16 protein-coding genes and 2 pseudogenes are annotated in these 19725 nt (G+C 58.9%); 10 read left to right on the top strand and 8 right to left on the bottom strand.

Features of this window, described 5'->3' with window-relative positions:
- Positions 1–59: 59 nt before the first annotated feature.
- The 4 genes from sufD to AC0L7L_RS05665 all read right to left on the bottom strand — a co-directional run bounded on the left by sufD (position 60) and on the right by AC0L7L_RS05665 (position 4955).
- A complete protein-coding gene (gene sufD, locus AC0L7L_RS05680; protein WP_473512600.1) occupies positions 60–1331 on the bottom strand; it encodes a Fe-S cluster assembly protein SufD in 1272 nt (423 codons plus the stop codon).
- Positions 1332–1348: 17 nt separating this feature from the next.
- Positions 1349–2104: a Fe-S cluster assembly ATPase SufC gene (gene sufC, locus AC0L7L_RS05675; RefSeq protein ID WP_272210768.1), complete on the bottom strand. Its 756-nt coding sequence runs from the start codon at positions 2102–2104 to the stop codon at positions 1349–1351.
- Positions 2105–2173: 69 nt separating this feature from the next.
- The gene (sufB, locus tag AC0L7L_RS05670) at positions 2174–3661 is read right to left on the bottom strand and encodes a Fe-S cluster assembly protein SufB (RefSeq protein WP_272210767.1); all 1488 of its coding nucleotides are present in this window, start codon (positions 3659–3661) and stop codon (positions 2174–2176) included.
- A gap of 127 nt (positions 3662–3788) precedes the next feature.
- Positions 3789–4955: a cysteine desulfurase family protein gene (locus tag AC0L7L_RS05665; protein WP_473512596.1), complete on the bottom strand. Its 1167-nt coding sequence runs from the start codon at positions 4953–4955 to the stop codon at positions 3789–3791.
- 208 nt (positions 4956–5163) lie between these two features.
- Between AC0L7L_RS05665 and AC0L7L_RS05660 the strand changes: the two are divergent.
- Positions 5164–5842, top strand: a pseudogene (locus AC0L7L_RS05660) (alpha/beta hydrolase).
- Between the two features lie 53 nt (positions 5843–5895).
- On the opposite strand, the gene AC0L7L_RS05655 reads toward AC0L7L_RS05660, so the two are convergent.
- The gene (locus tag AC0L7L_RS05655; RefSeq protein ID WP_473512594.1) at positions 5896–6429 is read right to left on the bottom strand and encodes a GNAT family N-acetyltransferase; all 534 of its coding nucleotides are present in this window, start codon (positions 6427–6429) and stop codon (positions 5896–5898) included.
- A 264-nt stretch (positions 6430–6693) separates the two neighbouring features.
- Here AC0L7L_RS05655 and AC0L7L_RS05650 point away from each other — a divergent pair, with 264 nt between their 5' ends.
- A complete protein-coding gene (locus tag AC0L7L_RS05650) occupies positions 6694–7155 on the top strand; it encodes an HXXEE domain-containing protein (RefSeq protein WP_272210764.1) in 462 nt (153 codons plus the stop codon).
- A 118-nt stretch (positions 7156–7273) separates the two neighbouring features.
- The gene (gene tyrS / locus AC0L7L_RS05645) at positions 7274–8527 is read left to right on the top strand and encodes a tyrosine--tRNA ligase (RefSeq protein WP_272210763.1); all 1254 of its coding nucleotides are present in this window, start codon (positions 7274–7276) and stop codon (positions 8525–8527) included.
- Between the two features lie 55 nt (positions 8528–8582).
- Here tyrS and AC0L7L_RS05640 read toward each other — a convergent pair whose 3' ends face one another.
- On the bottom strand, positions 8583–9110 hold the full coding sequence (locus AC0L7L_RS05640) for a hypothetical protein (protein ID WP_473512591.1): 528 nt from the start codon (positions 9108–9110) through the stop codon (positions 8583–8585).
- A complete protein-coding gene (locus AC0L7L_RS05635; protein ID WP_473512589.1) occupies positions 9107–11938 on the bottom strand; it encodes a YhdP family protein in 2832 nt (943 codons plus the stop codon). The genes AC0L7L_RS05640 and AC0L7L_RS05635 overlap by 4 nt, the downstream gene beginning before the upstream one ends.
- 250 nt (positions 11939–12188) lie before the next feature.
- On the opposite strand from AC0L7L_RS05635, the gene bcp reads away from it, so the two are divergent.
- Both bcp and AC0L7L_RS05625 read left to right on the top strand, forming a co-directional pair.
- Positions 12189–12665 (top strand): thioredoxin-dependent thiol peroxidase, encoded by a 477-nt coding sequence (bcp, locus tag AC0L7L_RS05630; protein ID WP_473512587.1) that lies wholly within the window; start codon positions 12189–12191, stop codon positions 12663–12665.
- A gap of 118 nt (positions 12666–12783) precedes the next feature.
- Positions 12784–14262 carry a DEAD/DEAH box helicase gene (locus tag AC0L7L_RS05625; RefSeq protein WP_473512585.1) on the top strand — a complete coding sequence of 493 codons (1479 nt, stop codon included), beginning with the start codon at positions 12784–12786 and terminating at the stop codon, positions 14260–14262.
- A 278-nt stretch (positions 14263–14540) separates the two neighbouring features.
- On the opposite strand, the gene AC0L7L_RS05620 is transcribed toward AC0L7L_RS05625, so the two are convergent.
- Positions 14541–15032, bottom strand: coding sequence for a flavin reductase family protein (locus AC0L7L_RS05620; protein WP_272210758.1), 492 nt, complete (start codon positions 15030–15032; stop codon positions 14541–14543).
- A gap of 143 nt (positions 15033–15175) precedes the next feature.
- Between AC0L7L_RS05620 and AC0L7L_RS05615 the strand changes: the two genes are divergently transcribed.
- From AC0L7L_RS05615 to AC0L7L_RS05595, 5 genes and pseudogenes are all read left to right on the top strand, one after another.
- Entirely contained in the window at positions 15176–16264 is a 1089-nt protein-coding gene (locus AC0L7L_RS05615; protein WP_272210757.1) for an ABC transporter substrate-binding protein, read from the top strand.
- A gap of 58 nt (positions 16265–16322) precedes the next feature.
- The gene (gene rpe / locus AC0L7L_RS05610) at positions 16323–16988 is read left to right on the top strand and encodes a ribulose-phosphate 3-epimerase (RefSeq protein ID WP_272210756.1); all 666 of its coding nucleotides are present in this window, start codon (positions 16323–16325) and stop codon (positions 16986–16988) included.
- A gap of 12 nt (positions 16989–17000) precedes the next feature.
- Positions 17001–17720, top strand: a complete 720-nt coding sequence (locus AC0L7L_RS05605; RefSeq protein ID WP_473512582.1) for a DUF2259 domain-containing protein — start codon at positions 17001–17003, stop codon at positions 17718–17720.
- Positions 17721–17827: 107 nt separating this feature from the next.
- Entirely contained in the window at positions 17828–19135 is a 1308-nt protein-coding gene (purB, locus tag AC0L7L_RS05600) for an adenylosuccinate lyase (protein ID WP_272210754.1), read from the top strand.
- Positions 19136–19220: 85 nt separating this feature from the next.
- Positions 19221–19683, top strand: a pseudogene (locus AC0L7L_RS05595) (RBBP9/YdeN family alpha/beta hydrolase); the annotation flags it as partial.
- Positions 19684–19725 lie beyond the last annotated feature (42 nt).

The following is a 19725-nucleotide window of genomic DNA, read 5'->3' as shown; positions in this document are numbered from 1 at the left end:
AGCCGTGAATGCCGCCCCGGTTTCACCCGGAACTGAAAGACGCAAAAAACGCCCGCTTGTCACTCGTGACGATCGAGCCAGTCGGCAATGATCGCCTCGACCGCCTCGGAAAGCTGTTCGTTTTCCAGCTCCTCGACGACTTCGGCGACGAAGGCATTGATCAGCAGGCCCTCGGCGACCTTTCGCGGAATACCGCGCGCCATCATGTAATAGAGATGGTTCGGATCGATATCCGTGACGGTCGCGCCGTGGCCGCACTGAACGTCGTCGGCAAAAATTTCCAGCTCCGGCTTGGCCGAGAACGACGCAAAATCGCTCATCAGCAGCGTGTTGCAACTCATCTTGGCGTCAACCTTCTGGGCATCGGGCGCGACCCGGATAAGCCCCTGGAAAACGCCGCGCGCCTTGTCGAACACGACATTGCGAACGATTTCCGTCGAGGTGGTGTTGGCAACGTTATGGCCGAGGTCGAAGGTGATGTCCGTGTGGGTTTCACCGCCGAGCAGGTTGACCCCGCGCAGCATCAGATCGGCGCCCTCGCCGGTCACCGCGCAATCGATTTCGTGGCGCACCAGCCTGCCGCCGGCATTGACGATCAGGAGTTTCAGCTTGGCATTCTCGCCAAGCTCGATCATGAGCTTACCAAGATGGGTGTCTTCGTCGCCCTGGCTCTGCATGATCACATAGGTGATCTCCGCATCCTTGCCGAGCGTCAGCGTGGTGAGCGTGCTGACCAGCGCCGCATCGCCCTGTGGCGCGATATGCCGCTCGACAACGGTTCCGCTCGTACCTTCGCCGAAGGTCACACGATTGCGGGAATGAAACTGGCCGCCTCCATGGACGGCCTGCAGTTCCAGCGGCGCTGCCAGTTGCGTGCCATCGGCAATATCAACGATATAGCCGTCACTCATCATCGCGCCGTTGATCCGGCCAATGGCATCATCCTTGTGAGCGAGTTCGAGACGCACGGCATTGTCGCCGCTCGTCAGGGCCTCGGCAGTGGTGGTACCGGAAAGCCCGTCAACCCGCGGCAAATGGTTTGCCCGGCCATTGACCAGCGACAACACCGTGCTCGAGGCCAGAAGCGGCGGAAGCGCGTTGACCGCATCGCCTGCCTGTTGCGGAACGTTGCGCAGAAGATTGCGCAGATCGGTATAATGCCAGGCTTCGACACGCCGCGTCGGCAGGCCGAAGGAGCGGATTTCGCCAGCAAGCCGGTCGCGTTCGGTCGTAACCTCGGCATTGCCGGGCAGCGAGCCGGCAAGCCGGCCGAAGGAGGCCACAAGCGCCTCTTCCGCTGCCGTCAACGTGATTTTTTTCTGTATGTTCATCGCGTCGTCTCCCGGCCTCAGGCCGCTTCGCCGATGATATCGGCATAGCCATTGGCTTCGAGTTCGTGGGCGAGTTCCTTACCGCCGGACTTGATGATCTGGCCCTTGTAGAGCACGTGGACCGTGTCCGGCACAATGTAGTCCAGAAGGCGCTGATAGTGGGTGATGACCATCACCGAACGGTCCGGCGCCCTGAGCGCATTGACGCCATCGGCGACGATCTTCAGCGCATCGATATCCAGTCCGGAGTCGGTCTCGTCCATAACGCAGAGTTTTGGCTCAAGCAGCGCCATCTGCAGGATCTCCGCGCGCTTCTTCTCACCACCGGAAAAGCCGACATTCAGTGGGCGTTTCAGCATCTCGTAATCGATCTTCAGCTCGGCCGCGCCTTCCTTGACCTTGCGGATGAAATCGGGCGTCGAAAGCTCGTCCTCCCCGCGCGCCTTGCGCTGCTCGTTGATCGCCACCTTAAGAAACTGCATGGTGGCGACACCGGGAATTTCGACCGGGTACTGAAACGCCAGGAACACGCCCTTGGCGGCGCGCTCGGCGGCATCAAGCTCCAGAATGTTTTCGCCATTATAGATGACCTCGCCCTCGGTCACCTCATAGTCCTCGCGACCGGCAAGAATATAGGACAGCGTCGATTTACCCGACCCGTTCGGCCCCATGATGGCAGCAACCTCGCCGTCATGTATGGTCAGGTTCAGACCCTTGATGATTTCTGTGCCGTCTTCGGCAATACGTGCGTGCAGGTTCTTGATCTCAAGCATTTTTCGTTTCCTTCAAGGAATAAGGCAGCGCTAAAAGCGCTTGTATTCGTGTCCAAAAGCGGTCGACAATCAGCCGACCGAGCCTTCCAGCGAAATCCCGATCAGCTTTTGCGCCTCGACGGCGAATTCCATCGGCAGTTCCTGAATGACCTCGCGCACGAAGCCGTTGACGATCAGTGCGATCGCCTCTTCCTCGGGAATGCCGCGCTGCATGCAGTAGAACAGCTGGTCCTCGGAAATCTTCGACGTGGTTGCCTCATGCTCGAAACGGGCGGAGGAATTAGCCGCCTCGATATAGGGCACGGTGTGTGCGCCGCATTTGTCGCCGATCAGCAGGCTGTCGCACTGGGTAAAGTTACGCGCGTTTTCCGCCTTGCGGTGGGCCGACACCTGACCGCGATAGGTGTTGTTGGAAACGCCCGCCGAAATACCCTTGGAGATGATGCGGCTCGAGGTGTTCTTGCCGAGATGGATCATCTTGGTGCCGCTGTCGATCTGCTGATGACCGTTGGAAACGGCAATTGAGTAGAACTCGCCGCGGGAGTTATCACCACGCAGAATGCAGGACGGATATTTCCAGGTGATCGCCGATCCGGTTTCGACCTGGGTCCAGGAAATCTTGGAACTGTCGCCCCGGCAATCGCCACGCTTGGTGACGAAATTGTAGATGCCGCCCTTGCCGTCCTTGTCGCCCGGGAACCAGTTCTGGACGGTGGAATACTTGATCTCGGCATCATCCAGCGCCACCAGTTCGACAACGGCGGCATGAAGCTGGTTTTCGTCGCGCTGCGGGGCGGTGCAGCCTTCCAGATAGGAAACGTATGCCCCCTCTTCGGCGATGATCAGAGTCCGCTCGAACTGTCCGGTGTTCTTCTCGTTGATGCGGAAATAGGTCGAAAGCTCCATCGGGCAGCGCACGCCCTTGGGCACGAACACGAAGGAACCGTCGGTAAACACGGCCGAATTCAGCGCGGCATAGAAATTGTCGCCGCGCGGCACGACCGAGCCGAGATACTTCTTGATCAAATCGGGATATTCACGGATCGCCTCGGAGATCGACATGAAGATCACCCCGGCCTTGGCGAGCTCCTTCTTGAAAGTCGTAACCACCGACACCGAATCGAACACTGCGTCAACGGCAACGCGGCTCTTCGTCTGATGTTGCAAATCCTGAACACCCGCCAGAAGCTCCTGCTCCTGCAGCGGAATGCCGAGTTTCTCATAGGTCTTCAGCAGCTCCGGATCGACTTCGTCCAGCGTCTTCGGGCCGGTAAAGGATTTCGGGGCGGCATAGTAATAGAGGTCGTTGAAATCGATTTTCGGGTAGTTCACCCGTGCCCAGTTCGGCTCTTCCATTGTGAGCCAGCGGCGGTAAGCCTCCAGACGCCACTCCAGCATCCAGTCGGGCTCGTCCTTCTTGTGAGAAATGAAACGAATGATGTCCTCGGACAGGCCCCTGGGCGCCTTGTCCACTTCAATCATCGTCTCGAAACCGTATTTATACTGATCGACGTCGATCTCTGCGACCTGATCGACGGTTTCCTTAACGGCAACCATATGTTCACTCCACTCATTACCGGGTTCAAGGCCCGGCGGTTTTTAGCGTACCAAAGCGGCTATACCGCTCTATGTAATCAAAGCCTGCAGGAATTTCACCCCGTCACGCCTATGTTTTGTCAATTCTTCAGGCCGCTGCCTGCGACAGTTTCCGGCGGCCGGCGATCTTCGCGAACACTTCGACTGCCCGCTCGATATCGCCTTGCGTTGTCGACCAGCCGAGCGAGATGCGCAGAGCCCCCAGACGCGCATCCCGTCCCATGGCTTTCAGCACATGGCTCTCTGCGACCTTGCCCGACGAACAGGCAGACCCCGCCGAAAGCGCGACACCCTCAATATCGAAGGCAATCTGCCCTGTTTCCGCCTTCAACCCGGGCAGAGCGAAAGCGCAAGTGTTGGAAACCCGCTCGACGTTTTCGCCAAGGATGACGATATCGGGTGCGGCCTTGCGCATGCCCGACTCAAGCCGGTCTCTAAGCGCAGCAATCCTTGCATTACGTTCGACAAGACCGTCGACCGCAAAAGCAGCAGCCGCGCCAAAGCCCATAATACCCGGAATATTTTCGGTGCCCGAGCGGTGCCCCTTCTCGTGCCCGCCACCACGCACCAGCGGTGCAGGCATCAGCGTTTCGCCGCGCGAGATGAGCGCGCCGACACCTTTTGGCCCGCCGATCTTGTGCGAGGAGATGATCAGGAAGTCGGCGTCCAGCGCATCGAAAGAGACGGGAATACGACCGGCGGCCTGCACCGCATCGACGACCAGAACACCGCCATGGGCATGAACCACCTTCGCCGCTTCCGCGACCGGCTGCACAATCCCGGTTTCGCTGTTGACCAGCATGATCGCGACCATTGGCAGGCCAGCAGCTTTATCATGGGCGGCCAGCAGGTCTGCCAGCGCATCAAGCCTGACAACACCATCACCGCCTACAGGGATTTCATGGCGCATCTCCGCCGGAAAACGTCCGCCCTCATGCACTGCCGGATGCTCGATCGCCGAAACATAGAGACCGCCGAGACGCACCGGGCTGCGGCCCATACGGAAATCCGGTGTCAGAACGGTATTGGCGGCTTCGGTGGCGCCAGCGGTAAAGACCACATGCGCCGGATCGGCGCCCACCAGCTCCGCCACCTGCGCGCGCGCCTTATCAACCGAAGCGCGGGCAGCACGCCCTTCCCGGTGCACCGATGACGGATTGCCCGGCAGTTCCATTCCATCAAGCACGGCGGCACGGGCTTCCGGCAGAAGCTTCGCGGTCGCGTTCCAGTCAAGATAGACCCTGTTCGTGCTCATATCGTCCCTAATTCGGCAGGCAATGGCGGCCCGCGACGCATTTTCCTTGAAATCCCTACTCTGCTTGGCCTATTTGAACCTCAGCAAGAGATGACTTCTATTTTCGAACCATTCTAAACTGTTTGTAAGAAAGCTGAGCCATTTAGTCAAGTCAAAGTGACTGGCGCAAGCGGTCTTGGAAGTTTGAACCGATTTTTCCGGAGAGCCAATGCCTGAAGTGATTTTCAACGGTCCGGCTGGTCGCCTTGAAGGCCGTTACCAGCCGTCCAAGGAGAAGAACGCCCCGATCGCCATCGTTCTGCACCCGCATCCGCGTTTCGGCGGAACGATGAACAACCCGATCGTTTACGAGCTCTTCTACATGTTCCAGAAGCGCGGCTTTACGACGCTACGCTTCAATTTCCGCGGCATCGGCCGCAGCCAGGGCGAGTTCGACCATGGCTCGGGCGAACTGTCGGACGCGGCAGCCGCGCTCGACTGGGTGCAGAGCCTGCATCCCGATCTCGAAGACCTGCTGGGTCGCCGGCTATTCCTTCGGCTCCTGGATCGGTATGCAGCTTTTGATGCGCCGCCCGGAAATCGAAGGCTTCATGTCGATCTCGCCGCAGCCGAACATCTACGACTTTTCCTTCCTCGCCCCCTGCCCCTCCTCCGGCCTGATCATCCATGGCGATGCCGACAAGGTCTCCCCGCCGCGCGATGTCAACGGACTGGTTGAAAAGCTGAAGACCCAGAAAGGCATTCTGGTTACGCAGAAGACGCTTCCCGGTGCAAACCACTTCTTCTCCGGCAAGAACGAAGAGCTTCTAGGCGAATGCGAGGACTACCTCGACCGCCGCCTCGACGGCGAACTGGTGCCGGAACCGGCACCGAAGCGGATCAGGTAAAAGGGAAATCATTCCTGTTTACAGCGGCCGGGCCTGTCCCGGCCGTTTGCATTTCATCTGCGCTCAACGCCCATCTCGAAGCTGGCGCAGACAATACCCTTGACGGTAAGCGGCGCGATCTCGCGCATCCCGATTTTCCGCAGGACCGCGACCGAGGCCGCGTTTTCCGGCACGGCAAAGGCGATAAAGCGCTCAGCAAGCCTTTCTTCGAAAATCCAGCGGGCAAGACGTGCAGCCGCTTCCGTCGCATACCCCTTCCCCCATTCAGCCCGGGCTATCGAATAGCCAAGCTCGGCAACGCCGTGGGTTTCATCGAAGCCGAAGCCGGCCCGACCAAGAAACGCACCATCCGACTTCCGGGTCAGCTTGAACTTGCTGTAGCCCCTTTCTGCAAAAGTCTGACGCCATTTGGTAATCTCGGATGCGGCATAGGCCTCACTCCAGACCATGCCGTCGCGAAACAGATAACGTTCGCCTTCAGGATCTGAGTGAAGATCTGCCAGCAAGGCCGCGTCCTGCGGCGCGAACACGGAAAATGAAAGCCGGGCGCTTTCTGTCACAGGGAGGTCGGGAATCGGAAAAGCCATGATCTGATGTTCGATTTTATGTCGATTGCCCGGCAATAGAGCAAAATCGGCCGCCAAGACAGCGGGAAAAAGCCCCGCCACGGCCCGCCTCCGCAGTTCGTTGATAGCAGGCACCCTCAACTCCCGAGTTTTTTGGGTGCCGCCAGCTCCAGGCCATACGCGGCATCCTTCGCTCGGCTTTCCCGCATCTTTCGAAATAGCTGTTGCGTATCGCGCCAAGCGGGCCATTCTGGCTTTGATACTACCATATCGCGGAGAACGCCCTTGCTCAGCCCCTCGCATTTCTCGCTATTCCTGGCCATCGCCTTGATGTTGCACGTCACCGAAGAGTTCTATTTTCCGGGCGGCTTCATCGAATGGTATCGCGAACTCGTGCCGCCGAAGACGACCGGCATCCGGTTTGGCTATCTCGTCTTCATCAACACGGCGGTGATGTTTATCGCCGCGCTCGGGCTGTTCTACGGCGACAGTCCCAGCGGCGCGTCGATCTTTCTCGGGCTTTCCACGGCAATGGCGGTCAACGCGCTCTTCCATGTCTATGGCGTGATCAGACTTCGCAAATACTCTCCCGGGGTCGTCACCGGCGTCATCCTGCTTCTGCCGCTCTATGCCGTCGGTCTGATAACGGTGGTGGACGGCGGGGAGCTACCCGTCTGGTTGCCATTCGTGTTTCTCGTCTTCGCCGCCGCCTATCACATCAAATCCTATATCCGACAGTCGAAATAGGCCATATCCGGGCCGGGAGCTGATCGCGGCGGCAAAAGATGTGGGAAGCACCGGCAAACCATGCTAAAGCGCGCCCGTTCCTCAATCTACCCGAATACTAGCGACGAAAAGATCAGCCATGCCGAATTTCAAATCCGAATTCCTGCACACGCTTTCCGAGCGCGGTTTCATTCATCAGATTTCCGATGAGACCGGCCTCGATGACCTTCTCACGAAGGAGCAGGTGACGGCCTATATCGGCTTCGATCCGACCGCACCCAGCCTGCACGCCGGTTCGCTGATCCAGATCATGATGCTGCACTGGTTCCAGAAGACCGGCCACAGGCCTATCTCGCTGATGGGCGGCGGCACAGGCATGGTCGGCGATCCCTCTTTCAAGGACGAGGCCCGCAAGCTGATGACGGTTGACACTATCGCGGACAATATCGCCTCGATCCAGCGCGTCTTTGCCAATTACATCGACTTTGAGCGTGCCGAAGCCCCTGCCCTGATGATCAACAATGCAGACTGGCTGCGTGACATCAATTATCTGGAATTCCTGCGCGATGTCGGCCGCCATTTCTCGGTCAACCGGATGCTGTCCTTCGACAGCGTCAAGACACGCCTTGATCGCGAACAGTCGCTGTCGTTCCTCGAATTCAACTACATGATCCTGCAGGCCTACGACTTTGTGGAGATCTCCAGGAACTACGGTTGCCGCCTGCAGATGGGCGGTTCGGACCAGTGGGGCAATATCGTCAATGGCATCGACCTTGGCCACCGCATGGATGCGCCGCAGCTTTATGCGCTGACAGCGCCGCTTTTGACCACCGCTTCCGGCGCCAAGATGGGCAAGTCTGCAAATGGCGCGATCTGGCTCAACCCGGATATGCTGTCGGCCTATGACTTCTGGCAGTTCTGGCGCAACACCGAAGACGCAGATGTTTCACGCTTTCTGAAGCTCTACACGACACTGCCGATGGACGAGATCACACGACTTTCCGCACTTGGTGGTTCGGAACTGAACGCGGTGAAGAAGATCCTCGCCACCGAAGTGACCGCCATGCTGCATGGTCGTCAGGCCGCAGAAGAGGCAGCAGAAACGGCACGAAAGACCTTCGAGGAAGGTGCGGTTGCCGAAAACCTGCCGACAATCGAGATCGCCAAACCGGAACTCGAGGCCGGCATCGGGATTCTGACGCTTCTGGTTCAAGCCGGGTTTGCCGGCTCCAACGGAGAGGCCCGCCGTCACATCAAAGGTGGCGCAGTCAAGCTCAACGACAAGGCCGTGACTGACGAGCGTATGTCGGTTGCCATGGACGCCATCACCGACGACGGCATCATCAAGCTTTCACTCGGCAAGAAGAAACACATGCTCGTCCGTCCGTCGTGACAGATTGTCAGTCCGGGTCTTTCCTGAAGGCGGGCGCGATGCCCGCCTTTTTCAATTACTGAAACTCGAAAATCTTGCGGAAGACGCCAGGTGCGATGGCTGAAAGTGGGTTGACGATAAGATCGGGGTCCGCGGTCTTGCCGGTGAGCTTGAAGGTGATCCCGAAAAGCCCCTTGTCGTTGCCATTGCCGAGAAGCGGCCCGAAGATCGGGATTTCGGCAAAGATCCGATTGAGGCCGTAAGCAGGCATGAAGGTGCCGGTCATGTCGATATTGCCGGCGGCATCGCGCACCACGCCCTTGAAGGTTGCCCCCACCTGTTCGCCACGCACGAAGGCATCTGAAACCTGCAAGACGCCGTTTGAGATATCAATCACGGCCTGAGCACGCTGAAAGCGCTGATCCGTCTCGTTAATCTGATTGCGGTAGGCCGCATTCAGGCTCGTGCCATTGCTTGCCGTGGGTGACGACAGCAACGTCTTCAGCTGTTGCTCGTTGACGAGACGGAATTCAGCCAGATTGAGCAGTCCCTGCCACCCGTGGTCTGTCTCGATCATATTGAGATCAAGCGTACCGCCGGTCATTCTCTGATAGACTCCGAGAAAACGCAGCAAAGCGCCCGTCCCGGCCGTGCGAAGCTCGAGCGTCCTGTCTCCATTGTCGCGGCCAATATCGAGGGTGACCGGCTGCCCCGTCGCGGTCGTCGCCGACATTGCACCCGATGCAACATCACCGTCGCGCACAACGAGACGACCGGAAACTGTCGAAAGCTGGCGCCCCCCTCACCGGTTACCCGTGCGAAATTGAATTGGACACTGGCATTGTTACCGTTCGCCGCCTTAGCCTTGCCGCCGCTCTCGCTTTTCGTCAGGTGATCCAGCAGCGGCGCGGCAGAAAAATTCCGTCCGGTGACGACAACATCCAGCCCGTTTTTTTCACGTTGTATGCCAATATTGACGTTGTCACCTTTCGACAGTGCGACATCGGTCAGCGTGGTCGAGAGCAATCCATCCTTGTCGAGCGTGACCCGGCCTCTGGCCGAAAGTTCACCGCCCATCAACCGCAGATCTTCGAGAACCGTAACGCCGTTTTCGCCGCCTCTCACGAGAAATGCCAGGCTGGCTGGCGCGCCCTTTGGCTTCTCCCACCCCAACCAGGGCAATGACAGCACACTGTTCCTCAGATCAAGCGTGATCCGGTTGGCATCTTTTTCGTTCTGAACGGTCATGGAAATCGGGCCGCTGACATAGCTTCCCAGCCCCGGGGCAAGTTTCTCGCGGCCGGCGTCGTCGAGGTCGGCGGACAACCACAATTCCGTCTCCCGGGCTTTATTTTGCCCGAGCGGGTTGCTCCACTGGATATCGAGCAGCACGCCGTTGGCTGTTCCCTGCCCCTCGAATGCGATATTGCCGGGCACGATTTCCAGCAGGCCATCGAGATCGGCGACAGCATACCCATTGATCGGTTTCAAAATCCTGCCATCGGTGATGTCAGCAACAACGCCCCACTCGGCCGGCATGGTTCCAGAGCCGTGATCCAACGGGAAGCTGGCCTTGACATTGACTTCCGCCCCGCCTGAAAAATCATCCTTCGAAAGGGTTTCACCCTTCAAAGCGTTAATGGGCGGCGCCGCAGCCAGCTCGACAAGATCGCGAACATCGCCTGAGAGTATGACGTCTACCTGACCGGTAAGGGGTTTGCTGTAGCTGTCGGCAATGGCGAATGTGCCTTCCCGTAGCTCAATAGTCTGCCCCTTGGCGAGGTTGAGCGTTCCTTCCTCGATTTCGACATCCACCCTGCCGCCATTGATGGTGACACGCGCATCGCTGCGGTTGACGTCGGGAAACTGGTCATTGAGCGTGATCCGGGTGTCGTCGATATCGAAGGCGATCTTCATCTCCGTTTCATCGAGATTGACCGGTACGCCCTGCCCCTCAATACGTCCCTTGGGCAGGTAAATGGCGATATCACCGTTGGTGACGACGCCTCCGTGCAGGTTGTTACTGACCCATTCGCGCGGCTTGCGGGCGATCCAGAACGGCCACAATTGCTTGACGGCCTCTGTATCCATGTGCTCGATGCGCGCGCCGAAACTCAGCTCCGGGCTGCCGTCACCGAAGACTGCCTTGAACGAAGCCGCCATCAGGCCCTGCGGCGAGCTAACGGCGATATTATCCAGCAGCAACCGCGGCGTTGCGGCATGGTATTCGCCGGTAAACTTGGCATCGAAGATCAGTGGCGGCATTCCCGGCTCGCGCGATTTGAAACGCCCGCCACGCACCAGAACGTCAAGCGCATAACCAGCCTCTTCCGCCCCCGGGTTCAACTGGTCCAGATCGAGGATGCCAGCGGTAAAGGGAAGAAGGCTTCCGTCAAAATCGATCGAGGAGTCCGTCAGCTCGAGTGAGTGTTTTTCCGGATCGTAGGACAGGTCGAGCTGTGCATCGGAAAACGGACGCGCAATCGAATCGATGATGAAACGGCCTTTGGCCACGTCCAACTCGGCAACAACACCCGGCGCTTCGCCCAAGGCGGTACGTGTCAGTGCGATCGCCATGTCGGCCGTGCCCTCGACCCCGATCATCGGATCGCCGCTTTCGTTCTGGCGCATCAGAAACGGCGTCAGCACGAGATTGCTGACTTCGGCCTGCAGACTTTTGGTGCGTCCACGCTCGGATACCGACTCAAGAGAAAATCCGGTCACTGTCCCGTCGAGAGCAATTGCCCCGTCGATGCGCAGGACACCATCCGGCAGAAGGTTGAGATCGACATCGCGGATATCGACAGAAACGGTCTTGCCGGGCGACGCACTGCCGACCGGAAATGCGATATTGCTCAGATGAATCGTCTGCGTTTCAGCGGCGCTCAGCACGCCGCGCACAAAATCACTTTGGACGAATACCTGTTCGACAAAGATCGGCAAGCTGTCGACGCGATGCTCGGTCAGTCGGAAAGTGCCCGTCGAGGGTAACGCGGATGAGTTGATGTCGATGTCGTCTGCTGAGACGGAGTTCACGGAAATCTGCGCGCGAGCAAGACTGACCGGGTCTATTGCGAAACTGAGAACGCCGATTGACGCGATCTTCTTTTCCTCCGGCCCGATCAGCTCCACACCGGTTACATTGAGCCGAAGCGAGAGGCCTGCGCCGAGCCGCAATGCCGCGGCGTCTATGCGGGCATGGTAGCCTTTCGGCATGGCTGTGCGGATCTGTTCATTAGCCTTTTCCGCCAGAAAGCGATCCAGTGAGCCGCTCTCGATGACATAGAAAATGGCGGCGAACAGAATTGCCAAGGCAAGCACGAGAAACATGAGCCCGCGCGCGCATGCGTGCGAAAAAGAGCGATGGGGACGGGTATGCACAATCAGCGGATCGCTCGTCTGTGCCGAGGGCATCTCGTGAAACGACGTCATTTCGCGTCTGCCGAACCGTGTGCGCTCTCCGCGAATAAAGCTTTCTTTATCGTTATTGTCGCTCAAATCCGCACCGTATGAGAAAAAACGCTGGACCGAAGGCTTGTCCGACGCAAATCCCTTCAATCGCGGTTATGATCATCGCGATGAAGAGCTTACATGGCAAGCCGAGAAACCGCACCGGACCTTCTGCCTGAAGCCCTATATCAGGAATTGGACTTGAACATGAAATGAACGAGGAGTGCTATCGATGAACGACGTGACCATGGGCGTCAAGGCCCCTGAATTTGACATGCCTGTTTCCGACGGGCGCAACTTCACGCTTTCCGATGCATCTGGCAAAAAGCTGATTCTCTATTTTTACCCCAAGGACGATACCAAGGGATGCACGGTCGAGGCGATCGATTTTTCCGCGCTTTCGGAATCCTTCGCCGAGGCAAATGCCATCGTCATCGGCATATCGCCCGACACGCTCGCCAGCCACGCGAAGTTCGAGAAGAAGCATGACCTGTCGGTGCTTCTTGGCTCCGACGAAGACCACGCTGTCGCAGAAGCATTCGGCGTCTGGAAGGAAAAAAGCATGTATGGCAAGAAGTTCATGGGCATCGAGCGATCAACCTTCCTGATCTCGCCTGAGGGCATTGTCGAACAGGTCTGGCGGAAGGTTAAGGTCGACGGACATGCCAAGGCCGTTCTCGCCGCCGTTCGCGGACAGGCCGCCGGCTGATCCCTGCCCCGGGCTGCGCGCCGGATCAAGACCGGTCCGACCCGACCCGGAAGCCCCGAGACTTCCGGGTTTTCTTGACTCTTGTGTCGTTTAATACTATCCCGCCCTCGTACAAGCTATGACGGCCAAGCACCCGTCTTTTTGTCAACGACAACACGGAACACGTTTCCCTTTGACCTCATTTTCAGATCTTGGGCTTAGTCCCAAAGTACTTACCGCTGTGACCGAAGCCGGCTATAGCGAGCCGACCCCCATTCAGGAGGGCGCGATACCCCACGCACTGACGCGTCGGGATGTTTGCGGTATCGCCCAGACCGGCACCGGCAAGACTGCCTCTTTCGTACTGCCGATGCTCACACTGCTGGAGCGCGGACGGGCCCGGGCACGCATGCCCCGCACGCTCATTTTGGAGCCGACCCGTGAACTTGCAGCCCAGGTGGCTGAGAACTTCGATAAATACGGCAAAAACCATAAGCTCAACGTTGCGCTCCTGATCGGTGGCGTTTCCTTCGACGAACAGGACCGCAAGATCGAACGCGGCGCTGATGTGCTGATCTGCACGCCCGGACGCCTGCTGGACCATACTGAGCGCGGCAAACTTCTGATGACCGGTGTCGAGATCCTCGTCATCGACGAGGCTGACCGCATGCTCGACATGGGCTTCATTCCCGATATCGAACGGATCGCCAAGCTTATTCCGTTCACACGGCAAACACTGTTCTTCTCCGCGACCATGCCACCGGAAATCCAGAAGCTCGCTGACAAGTTTCTCCAGAATCCGGCCCGTATCGAGGTCGCCCCGCCGTCGTCCACTGCGGCTACGGTCGAGCAGAAGCTCGTGGCTTCAAAGGGCAAGGACTACGAAAAACGCGAAACGCTGCGCGCCATCATTGACCGGCAGGACGACCTGAAAAACGCGATCATCTTCTGCAACCGCAAGAAATCGGTCGCCGATGTACTGCGCTCGCTGCAGCGTCATGAATATCCCTGCGGCGCGCTGCACGGTGACATGGACCAGCATTCGCGCACCACGATCCTGCAGAACTTCCGCGACGGCAAGCTGCCGCTGCTGGTGGCCTCCGATGTTGCCGCTCGCGGTCTCGACATTCCGGATGTGAGCCACGTCTTCAATTATGATGTGCCGATCCACGCAGAAGACTATGTTCACCGCATCGGTCGTACGGGCCGTGCGGGTCGCAAGGGCAAGTCGTTCACGATCGCCACGGCGAAGGACGCCAAATTCATCGACGCAATCGAAAAGCTGATCGATCGCAAGATTGACTGGGAAGATGGTAACCTCTCCTCGATCGCGCCCGCAGAAGCCGGTGAAAAAGCCGAACCGCGCACCCGCCGCACCGCAAAGAAGCAAACAGCCGCGCCCTCCCCGGCCAGACAGAGTGAGCCCAAAGCTGTGCCAGCACAGGACAATCGCGCCTCAAAACCGGAAACCACCGCAGACAAAAAGCCTGCCGTCAGCAACAGGCCTGCCAATGATGACCGCAAGCGTTCTCGCCGTCGTGACCGCGATGACGATCATACACCGGTTGGATTCGGCGATGATATTCCGGCCTTCATGCTGATCGGCGCCAAGAACTGATCTCTGCCGGTAGATGAACTCTTTGCCGGGCCGCACAGATAATCACGCGCGACCAAAAGCAACGCAAACGAGAAAGAGCCGCACTTCCTGGGAGTGAAGTGCGGCTCTAATTGTTTCAGAAAACAGTTCGTTTGATATACATTGAATAGGATTAAAGTGAACTCACCTTCATCCAAAAGTTATGCGATAAAGACTTATAATAATCTTTCAGTATACGTCTATCAATAACTGATGCTGTTTTTTTAGTCAAGCCTGTTTTTTACACAATTTTGTGACAGTCACAGGGTACGGTAAGCGCGCTGGTAATACATCAGCGCTTCATCCTCCGTGCCGAGCGCGACATCAACGACCTCGCCGATCAGGATCCAGTGCGTCGACATAGCCTTCGCCTCGATCAGACGGCAGTCGAAGCTGGCGAACGCATTTTCCAACACCGGCGCGCCGCTGCCATTCAACGTCCATGAGCCCAAGGCAAAACGCTCCGCCGTCGAAAGACTGCCAAGACCTGAAAAGGCATCGGCAATCGGCTTGTGGCGGGCGCCGAGCGTGTTGAGTGCAAAATTACCGCTTTCAAGGAAGATGGCGTTCTTTTCGTTCAGCCGGTTCACGCAGGCAAGAACGGTCGGCGGCGCATCGGAGACGGAACAGCAGGCCGTCGCAGTAATGCCGCGGATCGCACCGCCATGCGCCGTCGTGACGACCTGGACATGACCGGCAAAGCGCGCCATCGCATCGCGATAGCTCCGGGGAAACTTTTGGTCTTCATTCATGAAAATCGTGATACCGCTGATCTGGTGAAATAGACAAAAACCGCCCCCTCATCTCCTTGTCCGGGTACTTACGGCGTTGCCCCTGCCTCTGGCAAGAGGTATGATTCGATTCAACGCGCAAGAGTGAGAACACGACCCGCAGCATGAGATCATTCCCGGCCCGCCTTGCACTCGCGGTGATGTCGTTCATGGCAACCGTACCCGTCCTAGCCCAGGAGAGCCGGGTTGGTATCGTTGTGCCGCTGAGCGGCGACTATGCCATTCTCGGCAAGCAGATGCTGGACGGCGCCGCCCTTGCCGCAGCCCGCACGGGTGCCGAACTGACACTGGTCGACGAGAGCTGCGAGGATGACAGCGGCGCAGGCGTGGCCGATGCGCTTGCCGACGGCGGGGTCGAAATCGCCATCGGCTTCTTCTGCAGCGAGACATTGCGCGGTGCCCTTCCCCGTCTGAGCGAAACCAAGATTCCCGCCGTTACAGTTTCCGTCCGGTCGTTGCCGCTGATGGCGGATGCGCTCGACAATGGCTGGCCGCTTTACCGCATGGCACCCAACCGCCAAGACCAGATCGACGGGATCGCGGAGCTGATCATGACCGAATGGGTGGATCAACCGGTGGCCTTGATCGACGACGGCACAATCTATTACCGCGAACTGGTCAATGCCGTGCGCAACGCCATCGAGGCGCGGGGGCTGGAGCCTGTGTTTATCGACACGTTCCGTCCGGCCCAGCAACAGCAGCTCGCCCTTGTCCGCCGCCTGGCACAGACCGGCGCCACCCATGTGCTTGTTGGCGGCACCCGCGGCGATGTCGCGATCATCGGCAGGGATGCGCGCGAACAAGGCGAAGCGCTGAGGCTCCTCGGTGACGACGGACTGCGTGCGGCGGAAACCGATGTGCCGCTTGCAAACGGCGTGCTGGCCATTGCACTGCCCGAATATGGGGAGATGCCACCTGCCGCGAACATTGCCGACGAAGCCCGCGCCAGCGGCATCGTACCCGAAGGCTATGTCATGCCCGGAGCGGCGGCAGTTCAGCTTGCCGTGCAGGCGCTTGATGCCGCAAGCGACGAGCCAGGCGGTGTTGAAGACGCGCTTTTGAACAATACGTTCGACACAGCGATCGGCCCTGTCACATTCACCGGGCAACACGAGCTTGCCGACAACCCCTTCTTTCTTCTGCGCTGGCAGGATGAGCAGTTCGTCCCTGTATTCGACAGCGAACGGCAGTGAGCGCGGAGGCGACAAATTTTGAGAATGGCCTGAAGGGCCAGCATTGAGGAAGAGTGAAGTGAAACGTCCCCTGCGTATTGCACCGTCCATACTGTCTGCCGATTTTTCAGATCTCGGCGCGGACGTCAAAGCCGTCATCGATGATGGTGCCGACTGGGTCCATCTCGACATCATGGACGGCCATTTCGTGCCGAACATCACCTTCGGCCCGCCGGTCGTCAAGGCGCTGCGCCGACATACCGATGCGATCTTTGACTGCCACCTGATGATCGCCCCCGCAGATCCCTATCTCGAGGCCTTCGCCAAGGCCGGCTGCGACATCATCACCGTGCATGAAGAAGCCGGACCACACCTTCACCGTTCGCTGCAGACCATCCGTAACCTCGGCAAGAAAGCAGGCGTGGCCCTTAACCCGGCAACGCCGGTTTCGATGATCGAACACGTGATCGACGACCTCGACCTGATCCTGATCATGACGGTCAATCCGGGCTTTGGCGGCCAGAAGTTCATTCCCGCCACCTTGCGCAAGATCGAGCAGGCTAACGCGCTGATCGGCGACAGGCCCATCGACCTTGAGGTCGACGGCGGCATCGCTCCCGATACAGTCGGCGCGGTCACCAAAGCGGGTGCCAATGCTCTCGTTGCCGGCTCGGCGATTTTCGGGAAAGCGGAACAAGGCAGCTACAAAGTGCCAATCGAGGCCCTGCGCGCCGCCGAACAATAGGAGGAAGACGACATGCCGCGGTTATTGCCATTAGCCGGACTGATGGCGGCTTTGGGGCTTTCGGCCTCGATCGCCACCGCCGGCGATTTCGCAACCTTCACGCCACTCGGCTTTTCCGATGACGGAAGTGTTTTCGCATTCGAGGAATTCGGCGTGGAAGACGGCTCCGGATTTCCCTATTCCAACATCTTTTTTATCGACACGGAGCGTGACGCATTTCTCGATGAAACACCGTTCCGGGTCCGAGAAGAGGATGAGAACGCGACCATTAGTTCGGTCCGCGGCCTCGCCGTCGGCGAGGCCCTGCCGCTGATCCAGGACTATAACCTGCTGGCCCATCCTGGCTGGCTGGCCGCCTTCAACCCGGTTACGGAGGAGATCGAGGGCGACAGCCAGACGATCCGCTATCGCGCCCATCCGAACCTGCAATCCGTCGGCACGCTTTCGCTCGAAACCTTTGCGCTCGACCCGATTGCCGCCTGTGCCACGATCACGCCGGATGCGCGGGGCTTCCGGCTATCCTATACCAGACCCGATGGCGAAAGCCGCACGATCCATGAGGACAGCCGCGTGCCCACCAGCCGCAACTGTCCAACGGACTACCGGCTTGGCGGTGTGATGACCTATGGCGGCGGCAGCGACGATGCGGTCCATGTGGCGCTGATCACCGTTCTCAGCCACGGTTTTGAGGGACCGGACGGCCGCTGGATCGTCGTTCCGTTCAGCCCCTGAGAGGGTTTTGGCCGTCCGCGCCGTTTCCTTTGCGGAAAAAATGCTCTAGAGCGTGTCAGGCCTCAAAACGCCCGTCAGCAAGACTTTGAACAAGGATCACTGCCCCGATGATACCGCGCTATTCCCGCCCGCAAATGACAGACATCTGGTCGCCGGAAACCAAGTTCCGCATCTGGTTCGAGATCGAGGCTCACGCCTGCAACGCATTGGCGGAAATCGGTGTGATCCCGGAAGGCGCCGCCAAGACCATCTGGGAAAAGGGCAGCGCGGCCACCTTCGACGTCGCGCGCATCGACGAGATCGAGGCCGTAACCAAGCACGATGTCATCGCCTTCCTGACCCATCTGTCCGAAATCGTCGGACCAGATGCCCGCTTCGTCCACCAGGGGATGACCTCCTCGGACGTTCTCGATACCTGTTTCAGTGTCCAGCTCGTACGCGCCAGCAACCTGCTGCTGGAAGACCTTGACGGACTGCTAGCCGCTCTGAAGCGCCGTGCCTTCGAACACAAGGACACGATCACCATCGGACGCTCGCACGGCATCCACGCCGAGCCGACGACCTTCGGCATCAAGCTGGCGCAGGCCTATGCGGAATTCGACCGTTGCCGCGCTCGCCTTGTCGCCGCCCGCGAGGAGATCGCCACCTGCGCCATTTCCGGCGCCGTCGGCACCTTCGCCAATATCGATCCGCGCGTCGAAGAACATGTTGCAGATGCCATGGGGCTGAAGCCCGAGCCGGTCTCGACACAGGTTATTCCGCGCGACCGCCATGCCATGTTCTTCGCAACCCTTGGCGTGGTCGCGTCGTCCGTTGAAAGGCTTTCGACCGAAATCCGCCACCTGCAACGCACCGAAGTGCTGGAAGCGGAAGAATATTTCTCCCCGGGCCAGAAAGGCTCGTCCGCCATGCCGCACAAGCGCAATCCCGTGCTGACGGAAAACCTGACCGGCCTCGCCCGCATGGTCCGGGGCTATGCGCTTCCGGCGATGGAAAACGTTGCGCTCTGGCACGAGCGCGATATCTCGCACTCCTCCGTCGAACGCATGATCGGACCCGATGCTACGGTAACGCTTGATTTCGCACTCACGCGGCTGACCGGCGTGATCGACAAGCTTCTGGTCTATCCCGACCACATGATGGACAACCTCAACAAGTTCCGCGGCCTCGTGCATTCCCAGCGCGTTCTGCTGGCGCTGACGCAGGCCGGCGTCTCGCGCGAGGATGCCTATCGTCTGGTGCAGCGCAACGCCATGAGGGTCTGGGAGGAAGGCAAGGACTTCCTCGAAGAGCTGCTGGGCGACAGTGAAGTGACGGCTGCGCTTTCCGAAGACAAGATCCGCGAAAAATTCGACCTTGGCTATCATACCAAGCATGCCGATACGATCTTCAAACGGGTTTTCGGCGAAAGCTGAGCGTTGCCGGGACGAGACATAAAACCAATCTGCCGCGTCCGGGAATTTTCCGGGCGCAGCCATCTCAAGCATCATGTGAATTGCCATGAAGATTTCCGAAACCGAGATTCTGATCGTACCCGGCTATAAGAATGCCGGCCCTGACCACTGGCAGACCCGGTGGGAAAAAGCTTTCCACTGCGCGTCGTGTGGAGCAGGAAGCCTGGTCAAAGCCTGTGTGCGAGGACTGGATCGCACGGCTCGCCGAAGAGGTGAACCGCGCTGAACGTCCCGTGGTGCTTGTCGCCCATTCGCTCGGCATTCCGACATCGGTGCTGGCGATCCCGGAGTTCAGGAAACGCGTTGCCGGCGCCTTCTTCGTCGCGCCGCCTGAGGTCGACAACCCGTCAGTGCGCCCGAAACACATGATGACCTTCGGCCCCTACCCGCACGACCCGCTGCCGTTCCCAACAATCGTTATTGCCAGCCGCAATGATCCGTTCGGACGTTTCGAGCCGGCACGCGACATTGCCGCCGCCTGGGGCGCCAATTTTTTCGATATCGGCGAAGCCGGCCATATCAACGACAAGGCGGGCTTCGGCCCCTGGCCG

The organism is Martelella sp. K41-7, assembly GCF_055808365.1.
This window is presented reverse-complemented; position numbering and strand designations above follow the sequence as displayed.